The sequence below is a fragment of the Caballeronia sp. LZ035 genome (assembly GCF_031451175.1).
Taxonomy (GTDB): domain Bacteria; phylum Pseudomonadota; class Gammaproteobacteria; order Burkholderiales; family Burkholderiaceae; genus Caballeronia.
The window spans coordinates 1,501,314-1,523,805 of record NZ_JARUXS010000001.1 but is presented as its reverse complement, the minus strand read 5'-3'; the positions used below and the strand labels follow the sequence as shown (position 1 = coordinate 1,523,805).

General features: G+C 66.0%; 23 protein-coding genes and 1 tRNA gene. 7 read left to right on the top strand and 17 right to left on the bottom strand.

The window, feature by feature from the left end; genetic code table 11:
- Positions 1-158 precede the first annotated feature (158 nt).
- A complete protein-coding gene (locus QCE88_RS07145; protein ID WP_309900473.1) occupies positions 159-359 on the top strand; it encodes a hypothetical protein in 201 nt (66 codons plus the stop codon).
- Between the two features lie 30 nt (positions 360-389).
- Here QCE88_RS07145 and astE read toward each other — a convergent pair whose 3' ends face one another.
- From astE to QCE88_RS07085, 12 genes are all read right to left on the bottom strand, one after another.
- Positions 390-1,418 (bottom strand): succinylglutamate desuccinylase, encoded by a 1,029-nt coding sequence (gene astE, locus QCE88_RS07140; RefSeq protein ID WP_309900471.1) that lies wholly within the window; start codon positions 1,416-1,418, stop codon positions 390-392.
- Positions 1,402-2,766 (bottom strand): N-succinylarginine dihydrolase, encoded by a 1,365-nt coding sequence (gene astB, locus QCE88_RS07135; RefSeq protein WP_309900469.1) that lies wholly within the window; start codon positions 2,764-2,766, stop codon positions 1,402-1,404. The genes astE and astB overlap by 17 nt, the downstream gene beginning before the upstream one ends.
- Before the next feature lie 64 nt (positions 2,767-2,830).
- Positions 2,831-4,303 carry a succinylglutamate-semialdehyde dehydrogenase gene (gene astD / locus QCE88_RS07130; protein WP_309900468.1) on the bottom strand — a complete coding sequence of 491 codons (1,473 nt, stop codon included), beginning with the start codon at positions 4,301-4,303 and terminating at the stop codon, positions 2,831-2,833.
- A 12-nt stretch (positions 4,304-4,315) separates the two neighbouring features.
- Complete coding sequence (astA, locus tag QCE88_RS07125; protein ID WP_309900466.1) at positions 4,316-5,347, bottom strand: arginine N-succinyltransferase; 1,032 nt, start codon at positions 5,345-5,347, stop codon at positions 4,316-4,318.
- Positions 5,344-6,408, bottom strand: a complete 1,065-nt coding sequence (gene aruF, locus QCE88_RS07120) for an arginine/ornithine succinyltransferase subunit alpha (RefSeq protein ID WP_309903441.1) — start codon at positions 6,406-6,408, stop codon at positions 5,344-5,346. The genes astA and aruF overlap by 4 nt, the downstream gene beginning before the upstream one ends.
- Positions 6,409-6,424: 16 nt before the next feature.
- Positions 6,425-7,651 (bottom strand): aspartate aminotransferase family protein, encoded by a 1,227-nt coding sequence (locus QCE88_RS07115; RefSeq protein ID WP_309900463.1) that lies wholly within the window; start codon positions 7,649-7,651, stop codon positions 6,425-6,427.
- 120 nt (positions 7,652-7,771) lie between these two features.
- Positions 7,772-8,740 carry a GlxA family transcriptional regulator gene (locus tag QCE88_RS07110; RefSeq protein ID WP_309903439.1) on the bottom strand — a complete coding sequence of 323 codons (969 nt, stop codon included), beginning with the start codon at positions 8,738-8,740 and terminating at the stop codon, positions 7,772-7,774.
- 61 nt (positions 8,741-8,801) lie between these two features.
- A complete protein-coding gene (locus tag QCE88_RS07105) occupies positions 8,802-9,629 on the bottom strand; it encodes an ABC transporter ATP-binding protein (protein WP_309900461.1) in 828 nt (275 codons plus the stop codon).
- Between the two features lie 31 nt (positions 9,630-9,660).
- Positions 9,661-10,392 carry an ABC transporter permease gene (locus QCE88_RS07100; RefSeq protein WP_309900459.1) on the bottom strand — a complete coding sequence of 244 codons (732 nt, stop codon included), beginning with the start codon at positions 10,390-10,392 and terminating at the stop codon, positions 9,661-9,663.
- Positions 10,393-10,423: 31 nt separating this feature from the next.
- Positions 10,424-11,113: a histidine ABC transporter permease HisQ gene (locus tag QCE88_RS07095; protein ID WP_309900457.1), complete on the bottom strand. Its 690-nt coding sequence runs from the start codon at positions 11,111-11,113 to the stop codon at positions 10,424-10,426.
- Positions 11,114-11,352: 239 nt separating this feature from the next.
- Complete coding sequence (locus tag QCE88_RS07090) at positions 11,353-11,769, bottom strand: hypothetical protein (protein ID WP_309900455.1); 417 nt, start codon at positions 11,767-11,769, stop codon at positions 11,353-11,355.
- 65 nt (positions 11,770-11,834) lie between these two features.
- Complete coding sequence (locus QCE88_RS07085) at positions 11,835-13,442, bottom strand: EAL domain-containing protein (RefSeq protein ID WP_309900453.1); 1,608 nt, start codon at positions 13,440-13,442, stop codon at positions 11,835-11,837.
- A 285-nt stretch (positions 13,443-13,727) separates the two neighbouring features.
- On the opposite strand from QCE88_RS07085, the gene QCE88_RS07080 reads away from it, so the two are divergent.
- The 4 genes from QCE88_RS07080 to rpsU all read left to right on the top strand — a co-directional run bounded on the left by QCE88_RS07080 (position 13,728) and on the right by rpsU (position 15,632).
- Positions 13,728-14,288: an N-acetyltransferase family protein gene (locus QCE88_RS07080; protein ID WP_309900452.1), complete on the top strand. Its 561-nt coding sequence runs from the start codon at positions 13,728-13,730 to the stop codon at positions 14,286-14,288.
- 33 nt (positions 14,289-14,321) lie between these two features.
- Positions 14,322-14,915 (top strand): YigZ family protein, encoded by a 594-nt coding sequence (locus QCE88_RS07075; RefSeq protein ID WP_309900449.1) that lies wholly within the window; start codon positions 14,322-14,324, stop codon positions 14,913-14,915.
- Between the two features lie 38 nt (positions 14,916-14,953).
- The gene (locus QCE88_RS07070) at positions 14,954-15,256 is read left to right on the top strand and encodes a 2Fe-2S iron-sulfur cluster-binding protein (protein ID WP_309903437.1); all 303 of its coding nucleotides are present in this window, start codon (positions 14,954-14,956) and stop codon (positions 15,254-15,256) included.
- 163 nt (positions 15,257-15,419) lie between these two features.
- A complete protein-coding gene (gene rpsU / locus QCE88_RS07065) occupies positions 15,420-15,632 on the top strand; it encodes a 30S ribosomal protein S21 (protein WP_006999077.1) in 213 nt (70 codons plus the stop codon).
- A gap of 396 nt (positions 15,633-16,028) precedes the next feature.
- Here the strand turns inward: rpsU and QCE88_RS07060 are convergent.
- From QCE88_RS07060 to QCE88_RS07045, 4 genes are all read right to left on the bottom strand, one after another.
- A tRNA-Met gene (locus QCE88_RS07060) sits at positions 16,029-16,105 on the bottom strand.
- A 39-nt stretch (positions 16,106-16,144) separates the two neighbouring features.
- Positions 16,145-17,698 carry an oligopeptide:H+ symporter gene (locus QCE88_RS07055; RefSeq protein ID WP_309900447.1) on the bottom strand — a complete coding sequence of 518 codons (1,554 nt, stop codon included), beginning with the start codon at positions 17,696-17,698 and terminating at the stop codon, positions 16,145-16,147.
- Between the two features lie 542 nt (positions 17,699-18,240).
- The gene (locus QCE88_RS07050) at positions 18,241-18,873 is read right to left on the bottom strand and encodes a LysE family translocator (RefSeq protein WP_309900445.1); all 633 of its coding nucleotides are present in this window, start codon (positions 18,871-18,873) and stop codon (positions 18,241-18,243) included.
- A gap of 66 nt (positions 18,874-18,939) precedes the next feature.
- Positions 18,940-20,019, bottom strand: coding sequence for a porin (locus tag QCE88_RS07045; protein WP_409018104.1), 1,080 nt, complete (start codon positions 20,017-20,019; stop codon positions 18,940-18,942).
- Positions 20,020-20,340: 321 nt separating this feature from the next.
- Between QCE88_RS07045 and QCE88_RS07040 the strand changes: the two genes are divergently transcribed.
- The gene (locus QCE88_RS07040; RefSeq protein WP_309900441.1) at positions 20,341-21,096 is read left to right on the top strand and encodes an SDR family oxidoreductase; all 756 of its coding nucleotides are present in this window, start codon (positions 20,341-20,343) and stop codon (positions 21,094-21,096) included.
- A gap of 16 nt (positions 21,097-21,112) precedes the next feature.
- On the opposite strand, the gene QCE88_RS07035 is transcribed toward QCE88_RS07040, so the two are convergent.
- Entirely contained in the window at positions 21,113-21,793 is a 681-nt protein-coding gene (locus tag QCE88_RS07035) for a ribonuclease HI family protein (RefSeq protein WP_309900439.1), read from the bottom strand.
- Between the two features lie 165 nt (positions 21,794-21,958).
- Here QCE88_RS07035 and QCE88_RS07030 point away from each other — a divergent pair, with 165 nt between their 5' ends.
- Entirely contained in the window at positions 21,959-22,465 is a 507-nt protein-coding gene (locus QCE88_RS07030; protein WP_309900437.1) for a PRC-barrel domain-containing protein, read from the top strand.
- Positions 22,466-22,492: the final 27 nt, after the last annotated feature.

Genomic DNA, 22,492 nt, shown 5'->3' with positions numbered 1-22,492 from the left:
CGCTCCGCCGATTGTGATATTGGTTGCGCCACCCGGACACTTCGGACGCGGCCGACTCAAGCGGACCGAATCAAGCGGACCGAATCAAGCGGCCGAATCAAGCGGAGGATGCGATGAAACGAGGACCGTTCAGCGAAGCAGGCAGGAGACGGCGCCGCATGTTTTTGAGCCGCGCGCACGTGGCGCTGGCCGCGGCCGGCACGCTGGCGGCGTGTTTCGGCATCGGCATGGCGATCAACGGCGGGCTGGAGTTCAACCGCACCAAGGTGTTCACGGGCGTCGGGATCATCGCGGTGTCGACCGTGCTGTATATCTCGATGCTCTTCGTCAAGGACGATCCCGCGCCGCCGGAACAGTGAACGGGGCGGTCCCTGGCGATGGATCCCGCCTCAGGCAAGCGCCGCGAGCGTGGCCTCCGTCGTTTCGACGACCATCAAACCCGCGCGCAATCCCGGCTTCACCTTCGGGTTCGGAAACACGATGCGCTCTTCATCGTGCGAAACCTGGTAGCGATAGTCGCCGTCCCGGGCCAGTTCGGTTCCCGCTGCGAACGCGGTGAAGTTCGGCACATCGCCGGCCACGTTCAGCACGAAATGCTCGCTGCGCTTGTCGATCTGTGCGACCACGGTGAACACGCGCAACGGCGCCTCCCCTGCTGTCTCTGCCGCCGGCGCGCCCGCGAGCAGCCGGCGCAGCGCGGCATCCGCCGCCGCGAACCGCGTCAGGTCGTTCTGGCCGAACGGCCGCACCTTGCCGAGTTCGAGCGTACAAGCCAGCGCACCCGCGTGCTGCGCAGTGAACTGCGTGAACGTGGGCCCCTTCTCGCGATGCAGCAGCACCGCCTGGAGACGCGCGTCGCGCAGCCAGTCGAACATGGCGCGCGCGGGCGGCGCGCCGGTGTAGGGCAGCAGCGCGAACTGTTCGAACACCGAGGCGCGGATCGCCGTATGCATGTCGATGTGCCACTTGTCGTGCGCGGCGTCCGCGAAGAAGGCGAGCGCCGCCTGTTCCAGTTCCACGGCGCGCGGCGCTTCACGACTGCTCTCGAACTGTGCGTGACGGCCGCTGAACAGGCGGTTCAGATCGTCGTCGGCGTAACGCTCGCCCGCCCGCATCGCGCCGATGTTGCCAAGAATCACCAGCAGCCGCGCAGCCAGCGGCGCGCGCCCGCTCGCGATATCCGCGACCAGCCGCGTCAGCATCTCGATCGGCGCAGTTTCGTCGCCGTGAATGCCCGCCGATGCCAGCACGCTATGAGACAGTGAATGTTCCGGTTCGAGACGCAGCACGCCGTCCCCAAGCCAGGTCCAGCGCACGCCGGAGGCCGCCGTGCCGGAGCGCGTCGCGGGCGCGCCGTGGCCGAGCGTGAAGCCGAGAAAGTCGTCGAGCAGGCGCGAGGAATCAGCGCTGGAAATCATAAAGGGCACCCAGGCCGAGAATGGCCGTCAATTCGTCGAGCGCCGTGCGCGACTCGACGAGCAATTGTGGATCGGCGAGATCGGCCGGCGCGAGGCGATCGCGGTAATGCCGTTCGATCCACGCGTCGAGTTGCGCGAACAGCGCGTCGTTCATCCACGCGCGCGGGTTCACAGCCGCGTGCTCGGCCTCGGTCAGCACGACGCGCAAGCGCAGGCACGCCGGGCCGCCGCCGTTCTTCATGCTTTCACGCAGATCGAAAACGAGTACCTCATCGATGGGCGTCGAGCGCGTCGCGAGTGCATCCAGATACGCGGCCACGCGCGCATTCTCTCGGCATTCCTGCGGCACGACCAGCACTTGCCGTCCATCCGCCGTCGACAGCAACTGGCTGTTGAACAGATACGACGTCACCGCGTCCTCGACGCTCACTTCGTCCGCCGGCACTTCGAGCGCGGTGAACGCGGCGCCGCGCGCATCGAGCCGCGCGCGCAGCGCGTCATACACCGTGTGCTGATCGACGAAGGCCTGCTCGTGGCAGAACAGCGTCGTGAGATTGCCCACGGCGATGACATCGTTGTGGAACACGCCGGCATCGATCACATCCGGCGATTGCTGCGCGAACACGGTCGCGTCCGCGTCCAGACCATGCAGGCGCGCCACCGCGCGGCTCGCTTCCAGCGTCTGCCGCGCAGGGTAACGCCGTGGCTGCGGGCCCGCGCCATATTCGCTGCGGCCATACACGAAGAATTCGACCCCCGGTTCGCCGTACGCCTGGGCGAAGCGCGTATGGTTCGCCGCGCCCTCGTCGCCGAGCGCGGGCGTGCCGGGCAGCGCGTGATGAATCTGAAAGTGCGCCTCATCGGCGAAGATCGCGCCGAGCGACCGGCGCGTCTCGTCATGTTCGATTGCGCGATGCAGCTTCGCCGCCAGATTCGCGGGCGTGAAATGCACGCGACCATCGGCGGTGTCGGCGGACGGACTCACGGTCGCGGCATTCGCCGTCCACATCGATGACGCCGAACTCGCCGCCGCGAGCAGTTCAGGCGCTTCGCGCGCCGCGCGGGCGATCACGCTGGCGTCGTCGCCCGAGAAACCCAGGGCGCGCAACAGCCGCATCGAGGGCCGTTCGAGCGGCGGCAGCACGCCCTGCTGGAAGCCCGCATCAGCGAGCCGCTTCATCTTGCGCAGACCCTGGCTGGCGGCGGCCTTCGGATTGGCGACCGACTTTTCGTTGCTGCGCGACGCGACATTGCCGAAGGACAGTCCGGCGTAGTTGTGCGTCGGGCCGACCAGCCCGTCGAAATTCGCCTCGTATGCTGTCGGTGCCGTTTTCGGTGCCTGCATCATGAATCCTTCGCTATGACTGCTTGCCGTGCTGAAACTTCGCGTGACATCGCGCGTGACCCGGATCTCAAAACCGCATGCCCGGCGAGAGGCTCGCGGGCATGTGCAGCTGCGCGCTCTCCACCGATGCCATCGGATACGAGCAATAGTCCGCTGCGTAATACGCGCTCGGCCGCTGATTGCCCGAGCGCCCGATGCCGCCGAACGGCGCCGCCGACGATGCGCCGTTGGTCGGCCGGTTCCAGTTGACGATGCCCGCGCGAATCGTGTGCTGGAAGTGCGTCCAGGTTTTTTCGTCATCGGCGAGCAGGCCGGCGGAAAGACCGTAGGCGGTGTCGTTGGCGCGCTCGATGGCTGCGCCGAAGCTGCGGTAGCGCGTGACCTGAACCAGCGGGCCGAAATGCTCCTCGTCGGGTACGTCGCGCGCGTGCGTGACATCGAGGATCGCGGGCGTGACGAAGCCGAGATGCGCGTCGCGCTGCTGCATCGCGAGCACGGGCACGGCGCCCGCCTCGACGAGCCGCCGCTGGGCCTCGACGAGCCGCGCCGCCGCGCGCGCCGAGATCACCGCGCCCATGAATGGCTGCGGCTCCTCGTCATAAGTGCCGACGCGCAGGTTCGCACTCACCTCGGTGAAGCGGCGCAGGAAACGTTCGCCGAAGGCATCGTCGGGCACGAACAGACGTCGCGCACAGGTGCAGCGCTGCCCCGCCGACAGGAACGCCGATTGAATCGTGTGATGCACGGCCGCGTCGATGTCTTCCACCGGCGCGACGACGAGCGGATTGTTGCCGCCCATTTCGAGCGCGAGCACGATCTCGGGGCGTCCGCCGAACTGCCTGTGCAGCAGCGTGCCGGTATCCGAACTGCCGGTGAAGAACAGGCCGTCGATCTGTCGATGATTCGCGAGCGCCACGCCCGTGTCCTTCTCGCCCTGCACGAGGTTGAGCACGCCTGCCGGCAACCCCGCCTGGATCCACAGCGCGACGGTCGCGGCCGCGACGCCGGGCGCGAGTTCCGACGGCTTAAACACCACCGCGTTGCCCGCGATCAGCGCCGGCACGATATGCCCGTTCGGCAGATGCCCTGGAAAGTTGTACGGCCCGAACACGGCGACGACGCCATGCGGACGATGCCGCAGCACCGCGACGCCATCGGCCATCGGCGCGCGCTTTTCGCCGGTGCGCTCGTGATAGGCCTGCACGGAGATATCGACCTTGGCCGCCATCGACGCGACTTCCGTGCGCGCTTCCCACAAGGGCTTGCCGGTTTCGCGGCCGATGGCGTGCGCAAGCGCGTCCTTGTTCTCGTTGAGCAGCGCGGCGAAGCGCTTCGCGATCGCCACGCGTTCGTCGAATGCGCGCGCAGCCCACGCGGGAAACGCGCGCCGCGCCGACGACACCGCGCGCTCGACATCTTCCGCCGACGCGCTGTTGCCCTGCCAGACGGTTTCACCGTTGCCCGGATTGCGCGAGCCAAACGCCGCGCCCCGGCCTTCCTGCCAGTCACCGTCGATATACAACTGATTCGAAATATCCATGTCGTGTCTCTGTCATCGGGTCCGCGAAGGCGAACTCAACACGCGCACCGTGTCGCCTTCCTTCACGTGCAAGGCGGCGGCTTCATCCGCCGTCAGCAGGAACGTGCCGCCCTGCACCATGCCAACGGTCGCGCCGCAACGAAAGTCGTCGAGCAGCGTGTTGGACACGAGGCACTTCGCATCGCTGTCCGTGTCGGCCCGCGTGCCGATACGCACGCTCGCCAGCACGCTTTCACGCACCGTGCGCAAGTCGCCGATATGGCATTCGAGCACCGGACCGGCGTCGAAGATATCGACGTGATTCTCATAGCGCAGGCCTTCCGCTTCGAGCATCTTGCGCGCGGGCGCCGTGTCCTTGTGCGTCACGCCGACCGCGCGCTGGGCGGTCTCGGGCAGCAGGTCGAGATACACCGGATAGCGCGGCATCAGTTCCGCGACGAACGACTTCTTGCCATGCGAACTGAGGTAATCCGCTTCGTTGAAATCGATCTGGTAGAAGTGCGAGCCGACCGCGTTCCAGAACGGCGACTCGCCGTTCTCGTCGAAATGGCCGCGCAACTCGGCGCACAGACGCTGCGGAAAGCGCTCCGTGAATTGCGCGATGAACATGAAGCGCGAGCGCGACAGCAGCCCGCCCACGCCCGCCGTCCGATAACGCGGGCTCAGGAACAGCGAGCACACCTCCGCGTAACCGGTCAGGTCGTGCGACATGTTGAGCAGCGCCATGCGCGTCCACACGCCCATGTCCTGGCTGGCATGCACGACCGTCGACACGCGATAGTTGTAGAACGGCTGCTCCAGCCCGACTTCCGTTTCGATGCCGCATACGCCGGCCACGTCGCCCGTCGCGGTGTCTTCCATCACGAAGAAATAGCCTGCTTCGAACGGCGCGGCCGCACCGCTCAGCGTGCGGCGCGCGCGTTCGACGCGCGCCGCCAGCGCCGCGCGGTCCGGCTTGAAGGTGGTCAGCCCGGGGCCCGTTTCCTGGGCGAGCGCAAGCAATGCGTCGACGTCGCCCGGCTGCGTGCAACGCACGACGATCATGGCAATTCTCCCGAAGCCTGATGCAAGGGCACGCAGCGCACCGTGTCGTCATCGCCGACGCCGAGTGCTTCTCGCGCCGCCGCCGACAGCGCGGCGCCGTCGGCACGCGTGCCGCTCAGGCGCGCGATCAGGCAGCGGAACGCATGCGCGCCGCCCGCCGCGACGAGATACGGCGCGCCCGTGCCGCCTGGCGGGTTGTCTTCCGCCCCACTCGCCCGCACCGTGCGCAGTTCGCCGGAACTCGCCGATGCGCTCTTGTCGACGGCAATGGTCAGCACCGGGCCCGCGTCGAAGATATCGACATAGCGGTCCGGCTCGAAACCTTCCTCGAGATGGATGTCGTACGCGAGCAGCGTGTGTTCGTTGGGTTCGCCCAGCACGCGCTGCGCGTCGGCCGGCAAGAGCGGGACGTAGAGCGGATAGCTCGGCATCACTTCGGCGATAAAGGTGCGACTGCGTCCGCCCGACTCCGCTTCCACCTGTTCGAAGTCGCGTCCGAAGAACTTGCGGCCAACCGCATCCCAGAACGGCGACGCGCCCGCCTCGTCCGTGACGCCCAGCATCAGCGAGAACACTTCAGTCGAGAAGCGTCGCGGGTTCGCGGCGATGTAGATCATCCGCGCCCGCGACAGCAGATGCGCCGCCGCAGCGTTCTCTTCGTCGCGCAATGACGGATCGATGTAGAAGCCGGTCAGGCGGCTCTTGCCAGTCAGTTCGTGCGACATGGTGAGCGCGTGGATCTTGCGGTTCACCTTGAGCTCGCGCGACGCGTGGATCAAGGCATCGTTCCGGAACGCATGGAACGGCTCGGCATAACCCGCCGACGCAACGATGCTCGACGACCCGAGCAGCCGCTTCGTTTCGGTGTCTTCGAGCACAAAGAGATAGAACTCTTCGCCGGGAAACTCCACTTCAGCGCGGAACGAATCTTCCGATAGCGCGACGCGCGGTTCGAGCGCACGCCGGTCGCGCGGCAGTGAGTGCAGCACCGGCTGCGCGGCGCGCGCCATGCGTTCGAGTTCGTCGAGATCGGCGAGTCGGGCGGGACGGACGAAGAGCATCATCGGCTCCCGTGCTTCACTTGACTGCCGCCGCGCCGACCACCTGCTCCACCGCCCGGCCGATGCGCGCAAAACCTTCGTCGAGATCGGCCATCGGCATGATGAGCGAGGGCGCGAAGCGCAGCACGTTCGGCCCGGCGATCAGCATGATGACGCCGTTCGCCGCGGCCGCGTTCAGCACGTCCTTCGCGCGGTCGCGGTACGCGTCGTTGAGTTCCGCGCCGATCAGCAGCCCGCGGCCGCGAATCTCCTTGAAAAGGCCGAAGCGTTCGTTGAGACGCGCGAGATGCGCCTTGATCGCGTCGCTGCGCTCGCGCACGCCTTCGAGCAATTGCGGATCGCTGATCAGCTCGACCACCTTCTCCGCGATCGCCGCGCCCAGCGGATTGCCGCCGTAAGTCGTGCCGTGCACGCCCACCTTGAAGTGCGCGGCGATGGCTTCCGTGGTCAGCATCACGCCGATCGGAAAGCCGTTGCCCAGCGCCTTCGCGCTCGTGAGGATGTCCGGTGTCACGCCGTACTGCATGTACGCGTAGAAGCTGCCCGTGCGGCCGACGCCGGTCTGCACCTCGTCGAAGATCAGCAGCGCGCCGTGCTGGTCGCACGCTTCGCGCAGGCCTTGCAGGAAGGCCGGATCGGCCGGCAGCACGCCGCCTTCGCCCTGCACCGGCTCGACGATCACCGCGCAGGTCTTGGGGCCGATCGCCGCGAGCGCGGCCGGCAGATCGTTATAGGGCAGATGACGAATGCCCTGCGGCTGCGGGCCGAAGCCTTCGGCGTACTTCGGCTGGCCGCCGACGCTCACCGTAAAAAACGTGCGCCCGTGGAACGACTGCGTGAACGAGATGATCTCGATCTTGTCGTCGCCGTGCTGGTCGATGGCATGGCGGCGCGCGAGCTTGAGCGCCGCCTCGTTGGCCTCCGCGCCCGAGTTGGCGAAGAACGCGCGATCCGCGAAAGTCAGGTCCGTCAGGCGTTTCGCGAGACGCAGCACCGGCGCGTTGGTGTAGCCGTTGCCGATGTGCCAGAGCGTGTCGCCCTGTTCGTGCAGCACCTTGAGCAGTTCCGGATGGCCATGGCCCAGCGCCGTCACCGCGATGCCGCCGGCGAAATCGACGTAATCGCGGCCTTCCGTATCCCACACGCGCGAGCCGCGCCCCCGGTCCGGCACGAAGCTGGCGGGCGCGAACACCGGCACCATGACCTCGTCGAAGGTCGCGCGATTCACATTGATCTCGGTCATGAGCTACTCCTTTTCAGGTTCCGCATCGGTATCAGGTTCGATATTAGGCAATCACGCGGGTTCCGTCTTGCGCGTTCGCGACATGCTTCCACGGCTTTGCCCGTCCACTCACGCGCGCACTCACGCAGCGCCCGGCGGCTCGATCAGCGCGCCGCCGCGCGGTTCGTCGGGCGTGCCGCGCTGCTTTTCGATCCAGTTGCGGCGTTCCTCGCGCGGCGTCACGCCGAACCGGTCGCGGTAGGCATTCGAGAAATGCGCCGCCGATGAAAATCCACACGCCAGGCTGATCTGCACCACCGATTTGTTCGTGCGCTGCAATTGCGTACGCGCCTTCGTGAGCCGCAGATTGAGGTAGTACTTCGACGGCATCGCGCCGAGGTATTGACGAAACAGGCGTTCCAGCTGCCGCCGCGAAATGCCGGCGAGACTGGCGATCTCGTCGGTGGTGAGCGGATCCTCGATGTTCGCTTCCATCAGCTGGAGCGCGTCGTTGAGGCGCGGATGACGCTCGCCGGGCGCGGTGACGAAGGGAATGCGCTGGCGCTCCGTGCCCGCGCGCAACACGCCGACGCCCAGCGAATCCGCAATGCGTTCCGAAAGATCCGGGCCGTGATCGCGCGCGATCATCGCGAGCATGAAGTCGATGCTGGCCTGTCCGCCCGTGCACGTGGCGCGGTCCCGGTCGATTTCGAAAATCTGCTGGCTGACGATGGCGCGTTCGAACTGCTCGGTGAACTGCTGGTAGGTTTCCCAGTTCACCGCGACGCGATACTGCGCGAGCTGTCCGGCCATCGCGAGCCACCACACGCCATGATGAATGCCGCTCACGAGCGGCGTGCGCGGCGCGACCCGCGCGAGGCTGGCGAGAAACAGCCGGTAGTCGGCGAACTGCTGGTAGCGCTCCGTGACAACGATCAGCCAGTCGCAGCGGACGGTGTCGTTGAAGGCGCCGTCGGCGGGCAGGTGCGCGCCGCCCGACAGCGGCACCGGACGGCCGTCCCAGGAACAGATGCGCCACTCGTAGAGCCGATGCCCGTCGATCTCGTTGGCGAGCGCAAGACTGTCGATGATCGGCGCGATGCCGCTCATCGAAACCGGCGCGAGCGCAACGATGGCCACCTGCCGCGGCGCGCCGGCCACATTCGCCACGTTATTTGAGGCTGCCCGACAGGAACTGGCGCAGACGCTCGCTCTTCGGCGCCGTGAGCACCTCGGCGGGCGCGCCTTCCTCTTCAGTGCGGCCCTGATGCAGGAACATCACGTGATTCGACACGTTGCGGGCAAAGCCCATTTCGTGCGTGACGACGATCATCGTGCGCCCCTCTTCCGCGAGCCGCTGCATCACCTTCAGCACTTCGCCGACGAGTTCCGGATCCAGCGCCGACGTGGGTTCGTCGAACAGCATGACATCGGGATGCATCGCGAGCGCGCGTGCAATCGCGACCCGCTGCTGCTGACCGCCCGACAAATGCGACGGATACTGCTTCTCGACGCGCGGCGGCAGCCCCACCTTTTCCAGATACTCGCGTGCGCGCTCTTCCGCTTCCTTCTTCGACACGCCAAGCACGTGGATGGGCGCTTCCATCACGTTCTCGATGGCCGTCATGTGCGACCACAGGTTGAAGTGCTGGAAGACCATCGCGAGCTTGGTGCGCACGCGCTGCAATTGCTTGTAATCCGCGACGTCGAGATTGCCGCCCTTGTCGGCTTTGGTGCGCACCGGCTCGCCATCGACGATGATGCGTCCCGCGTTCGGCCGTTCGAGAAAGTTGATGCAGCGCAGGAACGTGCTCTTGCCCGAGCCGCTCGCGCCGATGATGCTGATCACGTCGCCGGCTTTCGCGGCGAGCGAGACGCCCTTCAGCACTTCGTTGTCGCCGTAGCGCTTGTGAATGTCCTCGGCGACGAGCTTGGTCGCAACGTCCTTGACGGTGGGCTCCAACGCGTTCTCCTCGAGTGATGACAGGGTGGGATGCATGGGATCGGATTCTACCGCTCGATGAAGGGGCTCATGCACGGCGTGTCCGCACCGCGCCCGCCGGCCGCAGATACGCGAGCCAGCGCCGCTCCGCGTGCCGGAACGCCGCCACCAGCGCGAACGAAATCGCCACGTAGAGCAGCGCCGCCACGCCGAACGATTCGAATGACTGATACGTTGCGGAATTGGCGTCGCGCGCGACCTTCAGGATGTCCGGCACGGTCGCGGTGAAGGCAACCGTCGTCGCATGCAGCATCAGGATCACTTCGTTGCTGTACAGCGGCAGCGCGCGGCGCAGCGCGGACGGCAGGATCACGCGCCGGTACATCGTGAACGTGCTCATGCCGTAGGCGCGCGCGGCCTCGACTTCAGCGTGCGGAATCGCGCGGATGGCGCCGGCGAAGATCTCGGTCGTGTAGGCGCAGGTGTTGAGCGCGAACGCGAGGATCGCGCAATTGAAGCCGCTGCGGAAGAACGCCTCCAGCAGCGACTGCGTGCGCACGAACTCCAGGCTGTACATGCCGGTGTAGAGCAGCAGCAATTGCACGTAGAGCGGCGTGCCGCGAAACACGAACGTGTAGAGGCGCACCGGCGTCGCCAGCCAGCGCTTGCGCGACACGCGGGCGCACGCGAGCGGCACCGCCGCGCAGAAGCCGAGCGCCAGCGACGCCGCCAGCAGCCACAGCGTCACGACGAGGCCCGACGCGCGCAGGCCGTCGGAATACAGGAAGGGGCGCCAGTATTCGGCGAAGATCTGGATCATGGCTTGGCGCTCGCGGACGGGATCGGCGGGTTCAGAGTTCGGCGTGGCGCACGCCGGTCGAATAGCGGCGCTCGAGCAGCGTCAGCACGAGATTCGACGCGCTCGTGATCGCGAGATAGATCAGCGCCGCAACCAGGATGAAGAAGAACATGTGGAAGGTGCTCTTGCCGGCGTCCTGCGCCGCCTTGACGATGTCCGCGAGACCGATGATCGACACCAGCGCCGTCGCCTTGACCAGTACCTGCCAGTTGTTGCCGATGCCCGGCAACGCGAAACGCATCATCTGCGGAAACAGGATCCGGCCGAACACGCGCAGGCCGTTCATGCCGTAGGCGCTGCCCGCCTCCAGCTGGCCGCGCGGCACGGCGAGAAAGGCGCCGCGGAAGGTCTCCGCGAAGTACGCGCCATAGATGAAGCCGAGTGTCACGACGCCGGCCGTGAAGGGATCGATGTCGAGCTGGTCCCAGCCGAGTGCATCGGTCAGGTGGTTCAGCGCGATCTGGATGCCGTAGAACAGCAGCAGCATCAGCACGAGGTCGGGCACCGCGCGGATCAGCGTCGTGTAGGCGGTCGCGATGCCGCGCAACGGCGCATGTCGCGAGAGTTTCGCCGCCGCGCCCGCAAGGCCGAGCAGCACCGCCACCGTCAGGGAGAGCAGCGCGAGCGCCAGCGTCTCCTTTGCACCCGCCCACAGGAGCGGACCGAAACCATGCAGGATCACGAGCCGCCTCCTTCGTTGAATGGAATGGCGGCGATGCTCTCAGGACGGCTTCGATTGCTCAAGGCGGCGGGCACGCACGTGCTGCGACGCAACATGCGGCGCGCGCGGCGGATGGCGGCTCCGGATCCTTGCTGAAACGCTTGGTTTCGTCGCGACAGACAGGAAAACCCGCAGCGCCGCCGCCGACGAAAAATGCGTTTTTCAGGTCGCATTTCTGATAGAGGCGGCGCGGCGCAGACTTACTTGCCGACCAGGGCGCGCAGATGCTGCGCCACTTCGCCGTTGGCCACGGCGATTTCCGGGCTGTCCTGCAGCAAGGGCAGGAACTGTTCCGCAAAGGCCGGATCGCGCGTGCCGGCCCTGAACATGCCGAGCACGGCCTTCGCATGCGCGATGCGCGTGTCGGGCGTGGCCTCGCTGTCGTCGAGGACATCGTCGATGGCGGCGATCAGCGTCGAGAACGGCGCCAGCCAGCGGTACGCCGAACCGTTGATCACGATCTGCAGGAACTCGCCCGGCGACACCGCGCCGAACTCGGCCTCGTGCCGCGCGCGCAAATGCGCGAGCACGCTGCGATGAAGCGCAAGCAGCGGATGGCGCACGTCGCGCAGAAAAGCGGTGGCGGCTTGGTCGGTGATGGCGGTGTTCGCGGTCATGGCGGGCCTCGTCGTAGGGAGATGCGCTTCAGGAAGCTCCCTAAGTAAGGGCGTTTTGCCCGCGATCAAGCACCCCGCGTGCGGCCCGCGTAGCGGATGAATTCCGCCGCGGTCAGCGGCGGCGAGAACAGCCAGCCCTGCCCGAACTGCGCGCCGCGCGCATGCAGATAGGCGGCCTGCTCCTCGCGCTCGATGCCTTCGGCGATCACCTGCACCTCGAGCGTCGCCGCCATGTCCACGATGTGCGACGCCACGCTGCTCGACGCCGCGTCCTGGCCGACCGTATCGACGAAGGACTTGTCGATCTTCAGCCCGTCGACGCGGAAGTTCTGCAGATGCGACAGGCTCGAATAGCCGGTGCCGAAATCGTCGAGATAGACCGCGTGCCCCGCGTGACGGAACGCGCTGATGACGTCCTTGGCGGCCTCGGCGTCGAGAAAGCCGCGCTCCGTCGCCTCGATGCGGATCTGCCCCGGCCGCACGCCCTGCCGCGCGATGGCCGGGCCGAGCACGTCGAGGAAACGGTGTGTGGTGAGGTCGGGCGCGGAGAGATTCACCGACACGTAGTACTCGCGATAGCGCCGCAGAAAGTCGCCGAGTTCGAGCAGCACGGTGTCGAGCACCTGGTCCGTGATGGCCTGGATCAGCCCGCGATTTTCCGCGAGCGGGATGAAATCGTCCGGCCGCACGATCCGGTCGTGATACTTCCAGCGCACCAGCGCCTCCGCCCCGACACAGCGGCGCGTGGCCAGTTCGACGATCGGCTGATACGCGACGATGAACTGATGACGCCGTACGGCGTCGCTCAGCTGGCCGCGCGGCGACAGCCTGCGCAGAATGAAATACGCCGCCCAGCCGGCCACCAGCAAGCCCGCCGCGACGCCGCCCAGCAGCCAGCCCCACGGCAGCGTGCGCACGCGCTGGCGCCACGGCTGATGCGGCGCGCTGACGACGACCGCCAGCGGCATCGAGGCCGAGCGCCGCACCACGTAGGGCGAACAGTCGCGCACGGGCGGCGCGGTCCGGTACACGGCGAGGACGGCGGCGGTGGCGGCGGCATCGGCGGCCGGGGCGCTCGCGATCACGCGGCTCACTTCCGTATTGATGACCGCGACGCCGTCCACCGGCGCGGCGGGCGCGCCGTGGCTGTCCACGTAGAGCGCGGGATCGGCGGCGATGTAGAAGCCGTTGCGCCCCATGACGAGCGACGCCTTCCCGCCCGGCAGCCGCGCGAGACCGTACCAGGCGAGCATGCCGTCGCGCGAACGCCAGTCCGGCGGCGGCAGCATGAGGCCGCCCGTGACGCCGTCGAGCGCGCCCACGGACACCGCGCCCAGCAGCGACGAACATTGCCAGTGGCCGTCCTGGTCATAGGCGCCGGCGTCGCGCACCTGCGCATGCGCGAGCGCGATGCGCCGCAGTTCGGTCAGGTACGGCCGCGAGCACGGCGCCGCCGACACCTGCCCGATCTCGCCGAGCGCGCCCAAGAGATGCCGGGTGAGATCCTCGGCGCGGCGCAGCGTGGCATCGGCGAACAGGTTGAGACGCTCGGTTTCCTCGAGCCGCTGGTTGCGCTGGGCGAACAAAAAGCCGATTCCCGCCGGCGCCAGCGCCGCAATCACCACGATGACGATCAGAAGCGCCGCCAGCGCCCCACGTTGAGAGTTGTTCATTGCGTGTTATGGTCCGCGGCGCGAGGCAGGCCGATCGCGCGCGTTTTCTCGTTCCCCGACGACAGTGACACGGCGCATCGCACGCCGTCACCGCGCAGTCCCGGACAAACGACTTAGTGTAGGGGGCGCGCCCGGCCGCGTTCAACGATTTCTTTGCCCGAAAGCACACCGTTTTGGTGGGCTTCCGCACGGCTCCCTGGTCCTTTTTTTGCCGCTGTCATGCCATGCGAGAATCGCCGGTGCGAATTTCTCCTTTTTTGCGCTGATCGTTGCGCCGTTACCGCCATGGCCCAAGACTTGTCCTCCACCCCGCTCGTGCGCGACGCCGACCCCGCCGACTTCGACGGCATCGCCCGGATCTATGCCCATTACGTCGAACACGCGCTGGCGACCTTCGAGGAAGTGCCGCCGTCCGCCGACGACCTGCGCGCGCGCCACGCAGCGATTTCGGCGGCCGGTTTGCCGTATCTGGTCGCCGAAGTCGACGGCGTGATCGCGGGCTATGCCTACGCGTCGACTTACCGGCCACGCTCGGCGTACCGGCATACCGTCGAGGATTCGGTCTATGTCGCCGATGGTTTTCATGGACGCGGCATCGGTCGGGCGTTGCTGGCGGCGCTCATTGGCCGCTGCGAGCGCGGGCCGTGGCGGCAGATGATCGCGGTGATCGGCAACAGCGGCAATGCGGGTTCCATCGCGCTGCACGCGCGGCTCGGCTTCGCGCATGCGGGCGTGTTGCGCCAGGTCGGCTTCAAGCACGGCCAATGGGTCGATACCGTGCTGATGCAGCGCACGCTCGGCCCGGTTTTTCAGACTGCCGCGCGACCGCCCGCGCACAGCAGCTAAGATTCGAGCTTTACGTCCCGCGCCTTTCCAGCCTTGCCGACTTACACCCTCGCCTCCTCCGTCAGCGCGGAAATCGACATCCGCAAGAGCCGCTTCATCGCGTACGCCCTTCCCGTGGCCAATCGCGACGAAGCCATGCGTGAACTCGATAGCCTGCGCACCACGCATCCAGGCGCGACGCATGTCTGCTGGGCACTGCTCGCCGGCGGCCAGTCCGGCATGTCCGACGACGGCGAACCCTCCGGCACCGCCGGCCGCCCGATTCTGGAAGTGCTGCGCCATCACGAGGTGGACGGCGTGCTGGCGGCGGTCGTGCGTTACTACGGCGGCATCAAGCTGGGCGCGGGCGGCCTCGTGCGCGCCTACACCGACGCGATCGCCACCGCGATGCAGCAGGCCGAGCGCGTGGAGCGGGTCGAGCGCGGGCTGATCGGCATCGAGCTCGACTACGCCGACGAAGCGCGGGTGCGTCGCTGGATCGAGCAGCATGAAGCGGAACTCGTCGAGAGCGCGTATGGGATGACGGTGCGTCTCGTCGTGCGCATGGCCGCCGCTGCACGCGAACCGGCGGCGCTCGAACTGCGCGACCTGACGAACGGCCGCGCGGGCATCGAGGTGCGGACGTGACGCAGCCCACCGCCGATCCAGGCGCTTTTGCCCTCGTCATCGAGCCGGATGGACACCTGGTCGCCGTCAGGGACGGTGAGAGCCTGCTCGAAGCCGCGCTGCGCGCAGGCTTGTCGCTGCCGCGCTCGTGCCGCAACGGCACGTGCCGCGCCTGCATGTGCCGGCTCGTCGATGGCGCGGTTGCGTATCGCATCGACTGGCCGGGGCTGACCCGGGAAGAACAGGCGCAGGGCTGGATCCTGCCCTGTGTGGCTCTGGCGCGCGGCGACGTGACGATCGATCAGCCCGACACACGCGAGGCCATCGCGGACACGCGCCCCGTGCGCCCGCGCGGCTTCTGACCCGGGTTTGTCGGTATTGTCGTCTTGAATCAACGATCTACGATTGGATTCCCGGAGCCGGCGCAGGAACAATCCACGCAAAGGGCGTGCAGAGCGGCTCTCAAAAAGTGTACAATTGCGCTTTGCCCAAAATTCTGGCAGGGCCAGATCAACCGAGATTTCAATGACAAAAGTTCTGCTGAAAGAAAACGAACCGTTTGACGTCGCAATGCGCCGCTTCCGCCGTACCGTCGAGCGTACGGGCCTGATCCAGGAACTCAAGTCGCGCATGGCTTATGAAAAGCCCACCACCGAGCGCAAGCGCAAGAAAGCTGCTGCTGTTGCTCGCCTGCGCAAGCAGATCCGCCGCGCACAACTGCCGAAGAAGTTCTATTGATCGATTGCGGGGCCCTGCCCGCATCGGATCACATCAGTTCGGCATCGTCGCCTGAGTTCGATCGGGTCGCGGTTTCGCGCGGAGAACATCGCGCGAAAGCTCGCGGAGTGACGCACAGTCTGGTGCGCCCCGGTCGGTGAAAGTCGGCAAGATTGCTCAAAGCCTGCATGAGTGAATGCTCATGCAGGCTTTTCGTGTTTCCGGGGTGAAAGTTTTTGAGAGAAGGTGTTTTTGGCTGCGCGGACGATGCGGGTCAATGCGCGTGGTCCACCCTGGACGGCGGATAGACGCCGCGGATACGCACCGAGAGTAGACACCCGACAGTAGACACAACACGCAAACTTGAACGCACAAAAGCAAAGAGCCCGGCTTAACCGGGCTCTTTGCTTGACGATTTGGTTGCGGGGGTAGGATTTGAACCTACGACCTTCGGGTTATGAGCCCGACGAGCTGCCAGACTGCTCCACCCCGCGTCTGAAGAATTAAATTATAGACCGAAGCGAGGATCAGAGTCAAACGCTCTTTACATTCAGCGATACCGCGGCCGGCTTCACTGATTCGTGTCGGCCTGCAGCATGCTGAGCCGCCGTCTGCGCGGCCCGCTGATGCGCCCTCGACAGCTTGCCCAGCAGCGGCAGCAGCGCGATGGCCACCACCGCTCCGCCCGCCGCCAGCCAGCCCAGCCCAAGGAACAGCTGCGTGTACAGCGGCAGCGACTGCGCGGCATCGAGATTGCCGGCCGGCATGCGTGCGAAGTTCGCGACAACGCTGCCGAGATACTGCGACACGCCGGTCGCGACGAAAAACGCGCCCATCATGAAGCCGCCCATGCGCGCCGGCACGTACCGGGCGATCATCGCGAGCCCCAGACCGGAAACCAGCAGTTCGCCGAACGAGTACAGCCCGTAGCCGGCCACCATGAACCACGACGAAACGCGCCCTTCCACCGCATAGCGCCCGCTCAGGCCAAACACGAAGAAGCCGATGGCCACCACCACGAAGCCCAGCGCGTACTTCGCCGCCACCGGCATGTCGCGTCCGCGCCGGGCCTGACGCGCGTACACGACGGCGAGCAGCGGGCTCAGCACCATGATCCAGATCGGGTTGAGCGCCTGGAACTGGGCCGCGCTCCACGTGAACAATGCAATGCCGCCGATCGAAAACGCCGGGTCAACGTTGCGCAGCGCGAACAGCGTGAGCGACGTCGACATCTGCTGGTAGAAGACGAAGAACAGGATCACCTGGAGCGTCAGGATCAGCGCGGCGATCAGGCCGGCGCGCTCGCTGCGGTCGCAGGTCTTGAGCATGAAACCGAAGATCGCCAGGATCGCGACGCCCGCCGCGTACACGCAGGCCACCGCGACCTCCTTGTGCTGCAGGATGAAGACCGTCGATGCCGCCAGCGCAACCGATCCCGCGATCACCGCGAACACGCGCGACCCGCGCAGCGGTTCGTCGTCCGGCGCGGAGCCGACGTGTGCGAGCGACCGGCGCAGCAGCGCGAAATTCAGCAAGCCGAGCAGCATGCCGCCGCAACACACGGCGAATGCCGCGTGCCAGCCCCAGTGATCCTTGATCCACGGCGTGGCGAGCATCGAGAACGTCGAGCCGATATTGACCGCCATGTAGTAGAGGGTGAACGCGCTGTCGATGCGCGCATCGTCGCCCTCGTAGATGCGGCGCACCAGGTTCGCCGCGTTCGACTTGAACAGACCGTTGCCGACCACGATCACGCCAAGCGACGCATACATGAAGCCGAGCGTGTCCACCGGCAGGGCCAGCATCAGATAGCCGCCCGCGAGCACCAAGGCGCCCGCAATCATCGTGCGGCGCGCACCGAGCACCTTGTCGCCGATCCAGCCGCCGATCGACGGCGCGGAAAACACCAGCGCGGTGAAGGCGCCCCAGGTCAGGTTGGCGTGATCGTCGGCGAAACCGATCTTGTCGATCATGAACAGCACGAGCAACGCGGCCATGCCGTAATAGCCAAAACGCTCCCACATCTCGATCAGGGAGACGGTGGTGAATGAGCGTGTCTGCGACATACCGGGCGATGAGTTAATCATGAGCAAGGAATTCCTTCGAACAGCGGCAGGTGAAACGGCCAGATGAGATACGCCTTCTTCGGCACAAAGCACGGCAATGCATGAACACGGCTTTCACCGCGATCATGAATGCGCGACGAAAAAATTCAGCGTGAAAGCAGAACTCGTGATTATTGCGAATCACAGATAGTAGCCGTCGCCGGAGCAATGACAATCCGCAAAGGGTGAAACTGACAATTTCGTAGATTGATGCGGGAGCAGCGTGCGGCGCGGGCGCGCCGGACGAGCGGAGAGGGAGTATTCATCGACCGTCCATTGCCACATCGTTCCACGAATTTATCGCAAGACGATGTTCTCGGCTCTCGACGCACTCAAAAGGATCGCTTTCGGGCGTGTCAGTTGATTTAAGCCAATCGCAAGCTTATTGCGAATGACGAGTGCCGGATTTTCCGGTGATTCGTGCACACGGTCACTCGGGAATAGCCCTGACGCATTAATCTTCGCTGATTCCCGATAACCAGAAGTGATAATCGGAAAATTGCAATCGTAATAAAAGGACATAATCAGGCGGCCGGCCGGCGAACGAATGCCAGCATGACGCCAAAGCCGATCATCAGCGCACCGCTGATCCGGTTGAACCACGCGAAACCGCGCGCGCCCCGCGACATCGAGCCGAGCCGCGCCCCCAGCAGCGCGTAAATGACAATGGCCACGAGTTCGAGCAGCAGGAAGGTGGCGCCGAGGATGGCGAAGCTGGTTGCGTAGGCGCTTCGGTCGACGAATTGCGGGAAGAAGGCGGTGAAGACGAGAATGGCCTTCGGATTGCCCGCGGCCACCCAGAACTCCTGCTTCGTCAGCCGCGCGATGCTGGCCGTACCCGCCTCAGTTCCGGGCTCCGTCGCGATCAGCGCCGGTCCCGAACGGATCAGCTTCACGCCGATCCACACGAGATAGCCGGCTCCCGCGAACTTGATCGCCGTGAACAGCGTCTGCGACGCCAGCAACAGCGCACCGAGCCCCAGTCCGGCGATGGCGATCATGATCGCAAAGGCAACGAGCCGTCCGAACGACGCCCGCACCGACGTGCGCACGCCATCGCGGGCACCGTTCGACAGCGACAATACGTTGTTCGGCCCGAAGGCCATGTTGATTGCGAAGCAGGCGGGCAGGAAGATAAGGAAGCTTTGCAGCGACATGGGACACCCGCGGGACGGACGAAGAGAAGCCGTCAAGCTAGCACGCGCGTCCTGCTCGCGAAAGCGTCAGAAACGATGCCGGATGCCCGTGCCGATCATCAATTGATTGCGTCCGCTGGACGGATCGTTGGTGTTGATCACCGCCGGTGCGTTCGAGGATGCGCGTTGATAGATCGACTCCAGATAGACGTCGGTGCGCTTGGAGAGCAGATAGTCGACCTGCAGCGCGCCTTCGTGCCAGTGCGCGCCGCCGCCATTCGTGTAGACGTACATGCCGGCCAGCATGATGGCCGGCGTCAGCTTGTAGATGCCGTTGATCTCGTAGTTGTTGAGCCCGAGCGACGGCACCAGGTCGCCGCTGTCGGCATCGATGACGCCGGAGTTGATCGCGCGCGAAACCGCCCCGCTCAGCGTGAATTCGCCCAGCTCGTAACTCATGCCGACGCCAAAGGTGTTCTGCTGTTGCACATTGGCGGTGAACACGCTGCCCGACGTCGTGCCGGGCAGCGTGAGAGCTTCGTAGGCGCCGGTCGTCGTGTTGCCGCGGCCGTTGTTGTGCAGATAGGCCGCGCCGGCATTGAAGGAACCGAGCGAATAATTCGCGCCGACGCTGTACGCGCGATTGTCCGAGAACGCCCCCGCTTCATTGGAAAACGCATACAGGCCGCCGAAGCTGAAGCCGCCGTAGCTGGCGCTCGTGTACTTGACCGAATTCGATGCCAGGAACGAATTGTTGGCGTTGTCGTTGTCGAGCACATGCGCGAACGCCGTGCCGCCGATGTTGCCGGTCAGCGTGAAGGTCTGGAAATAATCGTGGATGGAATCGTACTGGCGGCCGAAGGTGACCGTGCCGAGCCGGTCCGAGCCGATGCCGACGTAGATCGGATGATCGTTGAGGCCTTCGCCGGTGGCGACCGACAAGCCGCGTTCGAGACGGAAGATCGCCCGGGCGCCTCCGCCCAGGTCTTCCGAGCCCTGCAGGCCCCAGTAGCTGCCGTCGATGGTGCCGGTCGTCAGCCGATACTGCGAATGACCGCCGACGTTGTTGGTCCAGGCGAGCCCAGTGTCGAGTTCGCCATACAGTTGCACCGAACTCTGCGCCCAAGCGCCACAGGGCGCGCCGAACAGGGCGGTGGCCGCCGCGATGGACAACGCCCGCACGGCCGTGAATGGAGTGAATGGAGCGTCTGCTTCGGAGTACAACGACACAGCTGGGAGAGCGCTTGGTCGGGTCGGCATGACAGTCTCCGTTGTTTCTCCGTTTGAGAAAGATTGTCAGTTTTGTGAAGAGGCTTGTCAGAAAAAATTCCGACGTGCCTGCATCTGTGTCCTGGAACCAACGAACAGTCGTTCTGCGGCTTTTTTTGTCTTGCCGATTCGCCGCGCTTGAGCCTAGCCGACGGTGCTTCCGGCTTGCCGCTAGAATCGACACGCCGTTTCCTCACTTGCCCACTCGTCAAAGCCACCATGCCCTACCCGACTCGCGCCATTCTTACGGGCCACACACGCGGACTCGGCGCCGCAATCGCCGCGCAACTGCTGGCCCAGGATATCGAGGTGCTTAGCCTCTCGCGCACAGCGAATGCCGAGCTCGCCGCCCGCCATCCCGAAACGCTGAGCCAGATCGACCTGGATCTCGCCGACTTGTCCGCGCTCGCCGACTGGCTCGCGGGCGACACGCTGAGCCGCTTCATGAACGGCGCGCAACAGGTGCTGCTCGTGAACAATGCCGGCGTGCTCGCGCCGGTCGGCGCCCTTGCCGCGCAGCCGCCCGCGCAGGTGGCGCGCGCGGTGAGCGTGAACGTCGCTGCACCTTTGATGCTGGCGGCGGCCGTCGCGGAATCGGCCGCCCGTTCCGGCGGGCAGGCGCCGGAAACGCGCATCGTCCATGTGTCGAGCGGCGCCGCGCGCAATGCCTATCCCGGATGGAGCATCTACTGCGCGACCAAGGCCGCGCTCGATCAGCACGCCCGTGCGGTCGCGCTGGACGGCAACCCGTCGGTGCGCATATGCAGTGTGGCGCCGGGCGTCGTCGATACCGACATGCAGGCGGAGATCCGCGGCATCGGTCTCGACCGCTTTCCGCTGCGGGAACGCTTCGACGCCCTGAAACGCGACGGCCAGCTCGCGACGCCGGAAGAATCAGCGCGCAAGCTCGTTCAATATCTCCTGAGCGATACCTTCGGCAGTCACCCGACCGCCGATGTCCGCGAGTTGCCCTGAGCGCGGATGCGCCCTCTCAGGCCGCCGCGCCCGCTGCGGGAGGCAGCTCGAGAGCGGCGCGCGAAAGCGCGTCCGCGCGCTGGTTGCGGGCACGGGGAAGCCACTGGATGCGCGCATCGCCGAGTTGGGCAATGAGCGCGCGCGCCTGGTGCGCGTAAGCCGCGAGCGTGCGAATGCCCATGTGTTCGGGCCCGTTCACGTCATCGATCACGACGCGGCTGTCGCCATGAATCACGACGCCCTGCGCCCGCTCGCGCAGCGCGGCTTCGAGCACCGCGATAAGGGCGCGGTATTCCGCCACGCTGCTGTCGCCATGGCCGCAGGCGGCGCTGATCTCCACCGTTAGGCCGCACGGCCCGACCAATACCCCGCCAATGCCGAGCCGGCCCGGATTCGGCAGCGCCGAGCCGTCGAACCACGCGCGCCATCCGCCCGCGACGGACTCGGGTTCGCGCTGCGGCGCGGCGATCGACCGTTCGGCGCGATGCATCTCGCGCAGGCGCCGTGCCGCTTCATCCTTGCGCTGGGCTGCCCGGCGCGCATCGACGAGCGCTTGCACGGTCTGTCCGGCAGCGGCCTTGGTAAGCGTCCTGAGCAGCGCCGCATGTTCGCTGATGGCCGCGCCCCGCGCGAGCCTGCGGCTTTGCATGCGCTCGCGTTTGTAAGCAACGGCCAGCAGTTCTTCGAAATCGATCATGTGTCCCGGGTGAAATGAGCGAACGCCGAGCTTAGCAGACCGGTACGGCGTGGCCGTGCGGCACCCGTCCGTATGGGTACGGCCGTTGCTGGTTCAAGGCAGGACCGTCGCGCGCAGTCCAGGAGACGCGGGAGGTCTGTCCGCAACTGAGCCAAGGAGCAGAACATGAGTGATTCGATGGGATCGTCTTCCGGCGGCGCGAAGATCGTCGGCAAGGGCGCGGCAACCGCCGCGGGACCGGGGCCGGATGTGATGGCTGCCAGCACGCTCGATGGCAATTCGGTGATCAGCAGCGATGGCCACGACGTCGGCTCGCTGAAGGACATCATGCTCGACGTGAGCAACGGGCAGATTGCGTATGCGGTGCTGTCGAGCGGGGGATTTCTTGGAATCGGCAATAAATTGCTCGCGATTCCATGGAGCGCGCTCACGCTCGACACGGACAACCGCTGCTTTCGCCTCGATGCAACGGCTGAACAGGTTCGGAATTCACCGGGTTTCGACAAGGACGCGTGGCCGTCCATGGCCGATCACGTCTGGGCCAGCACCGTGCATCAGCACTATGGGCGCGAGCCGTACTGGGCGACTGATCGTGCGAGAGACGTGAGCCCGTCGGGGGCCATTCCGCCCGAGGGGGTCGATGCGCCCGAGGCGGGCGGAGTCAAGCTCTAGCGGAGCAATCCGACAGCGTTGACCGGC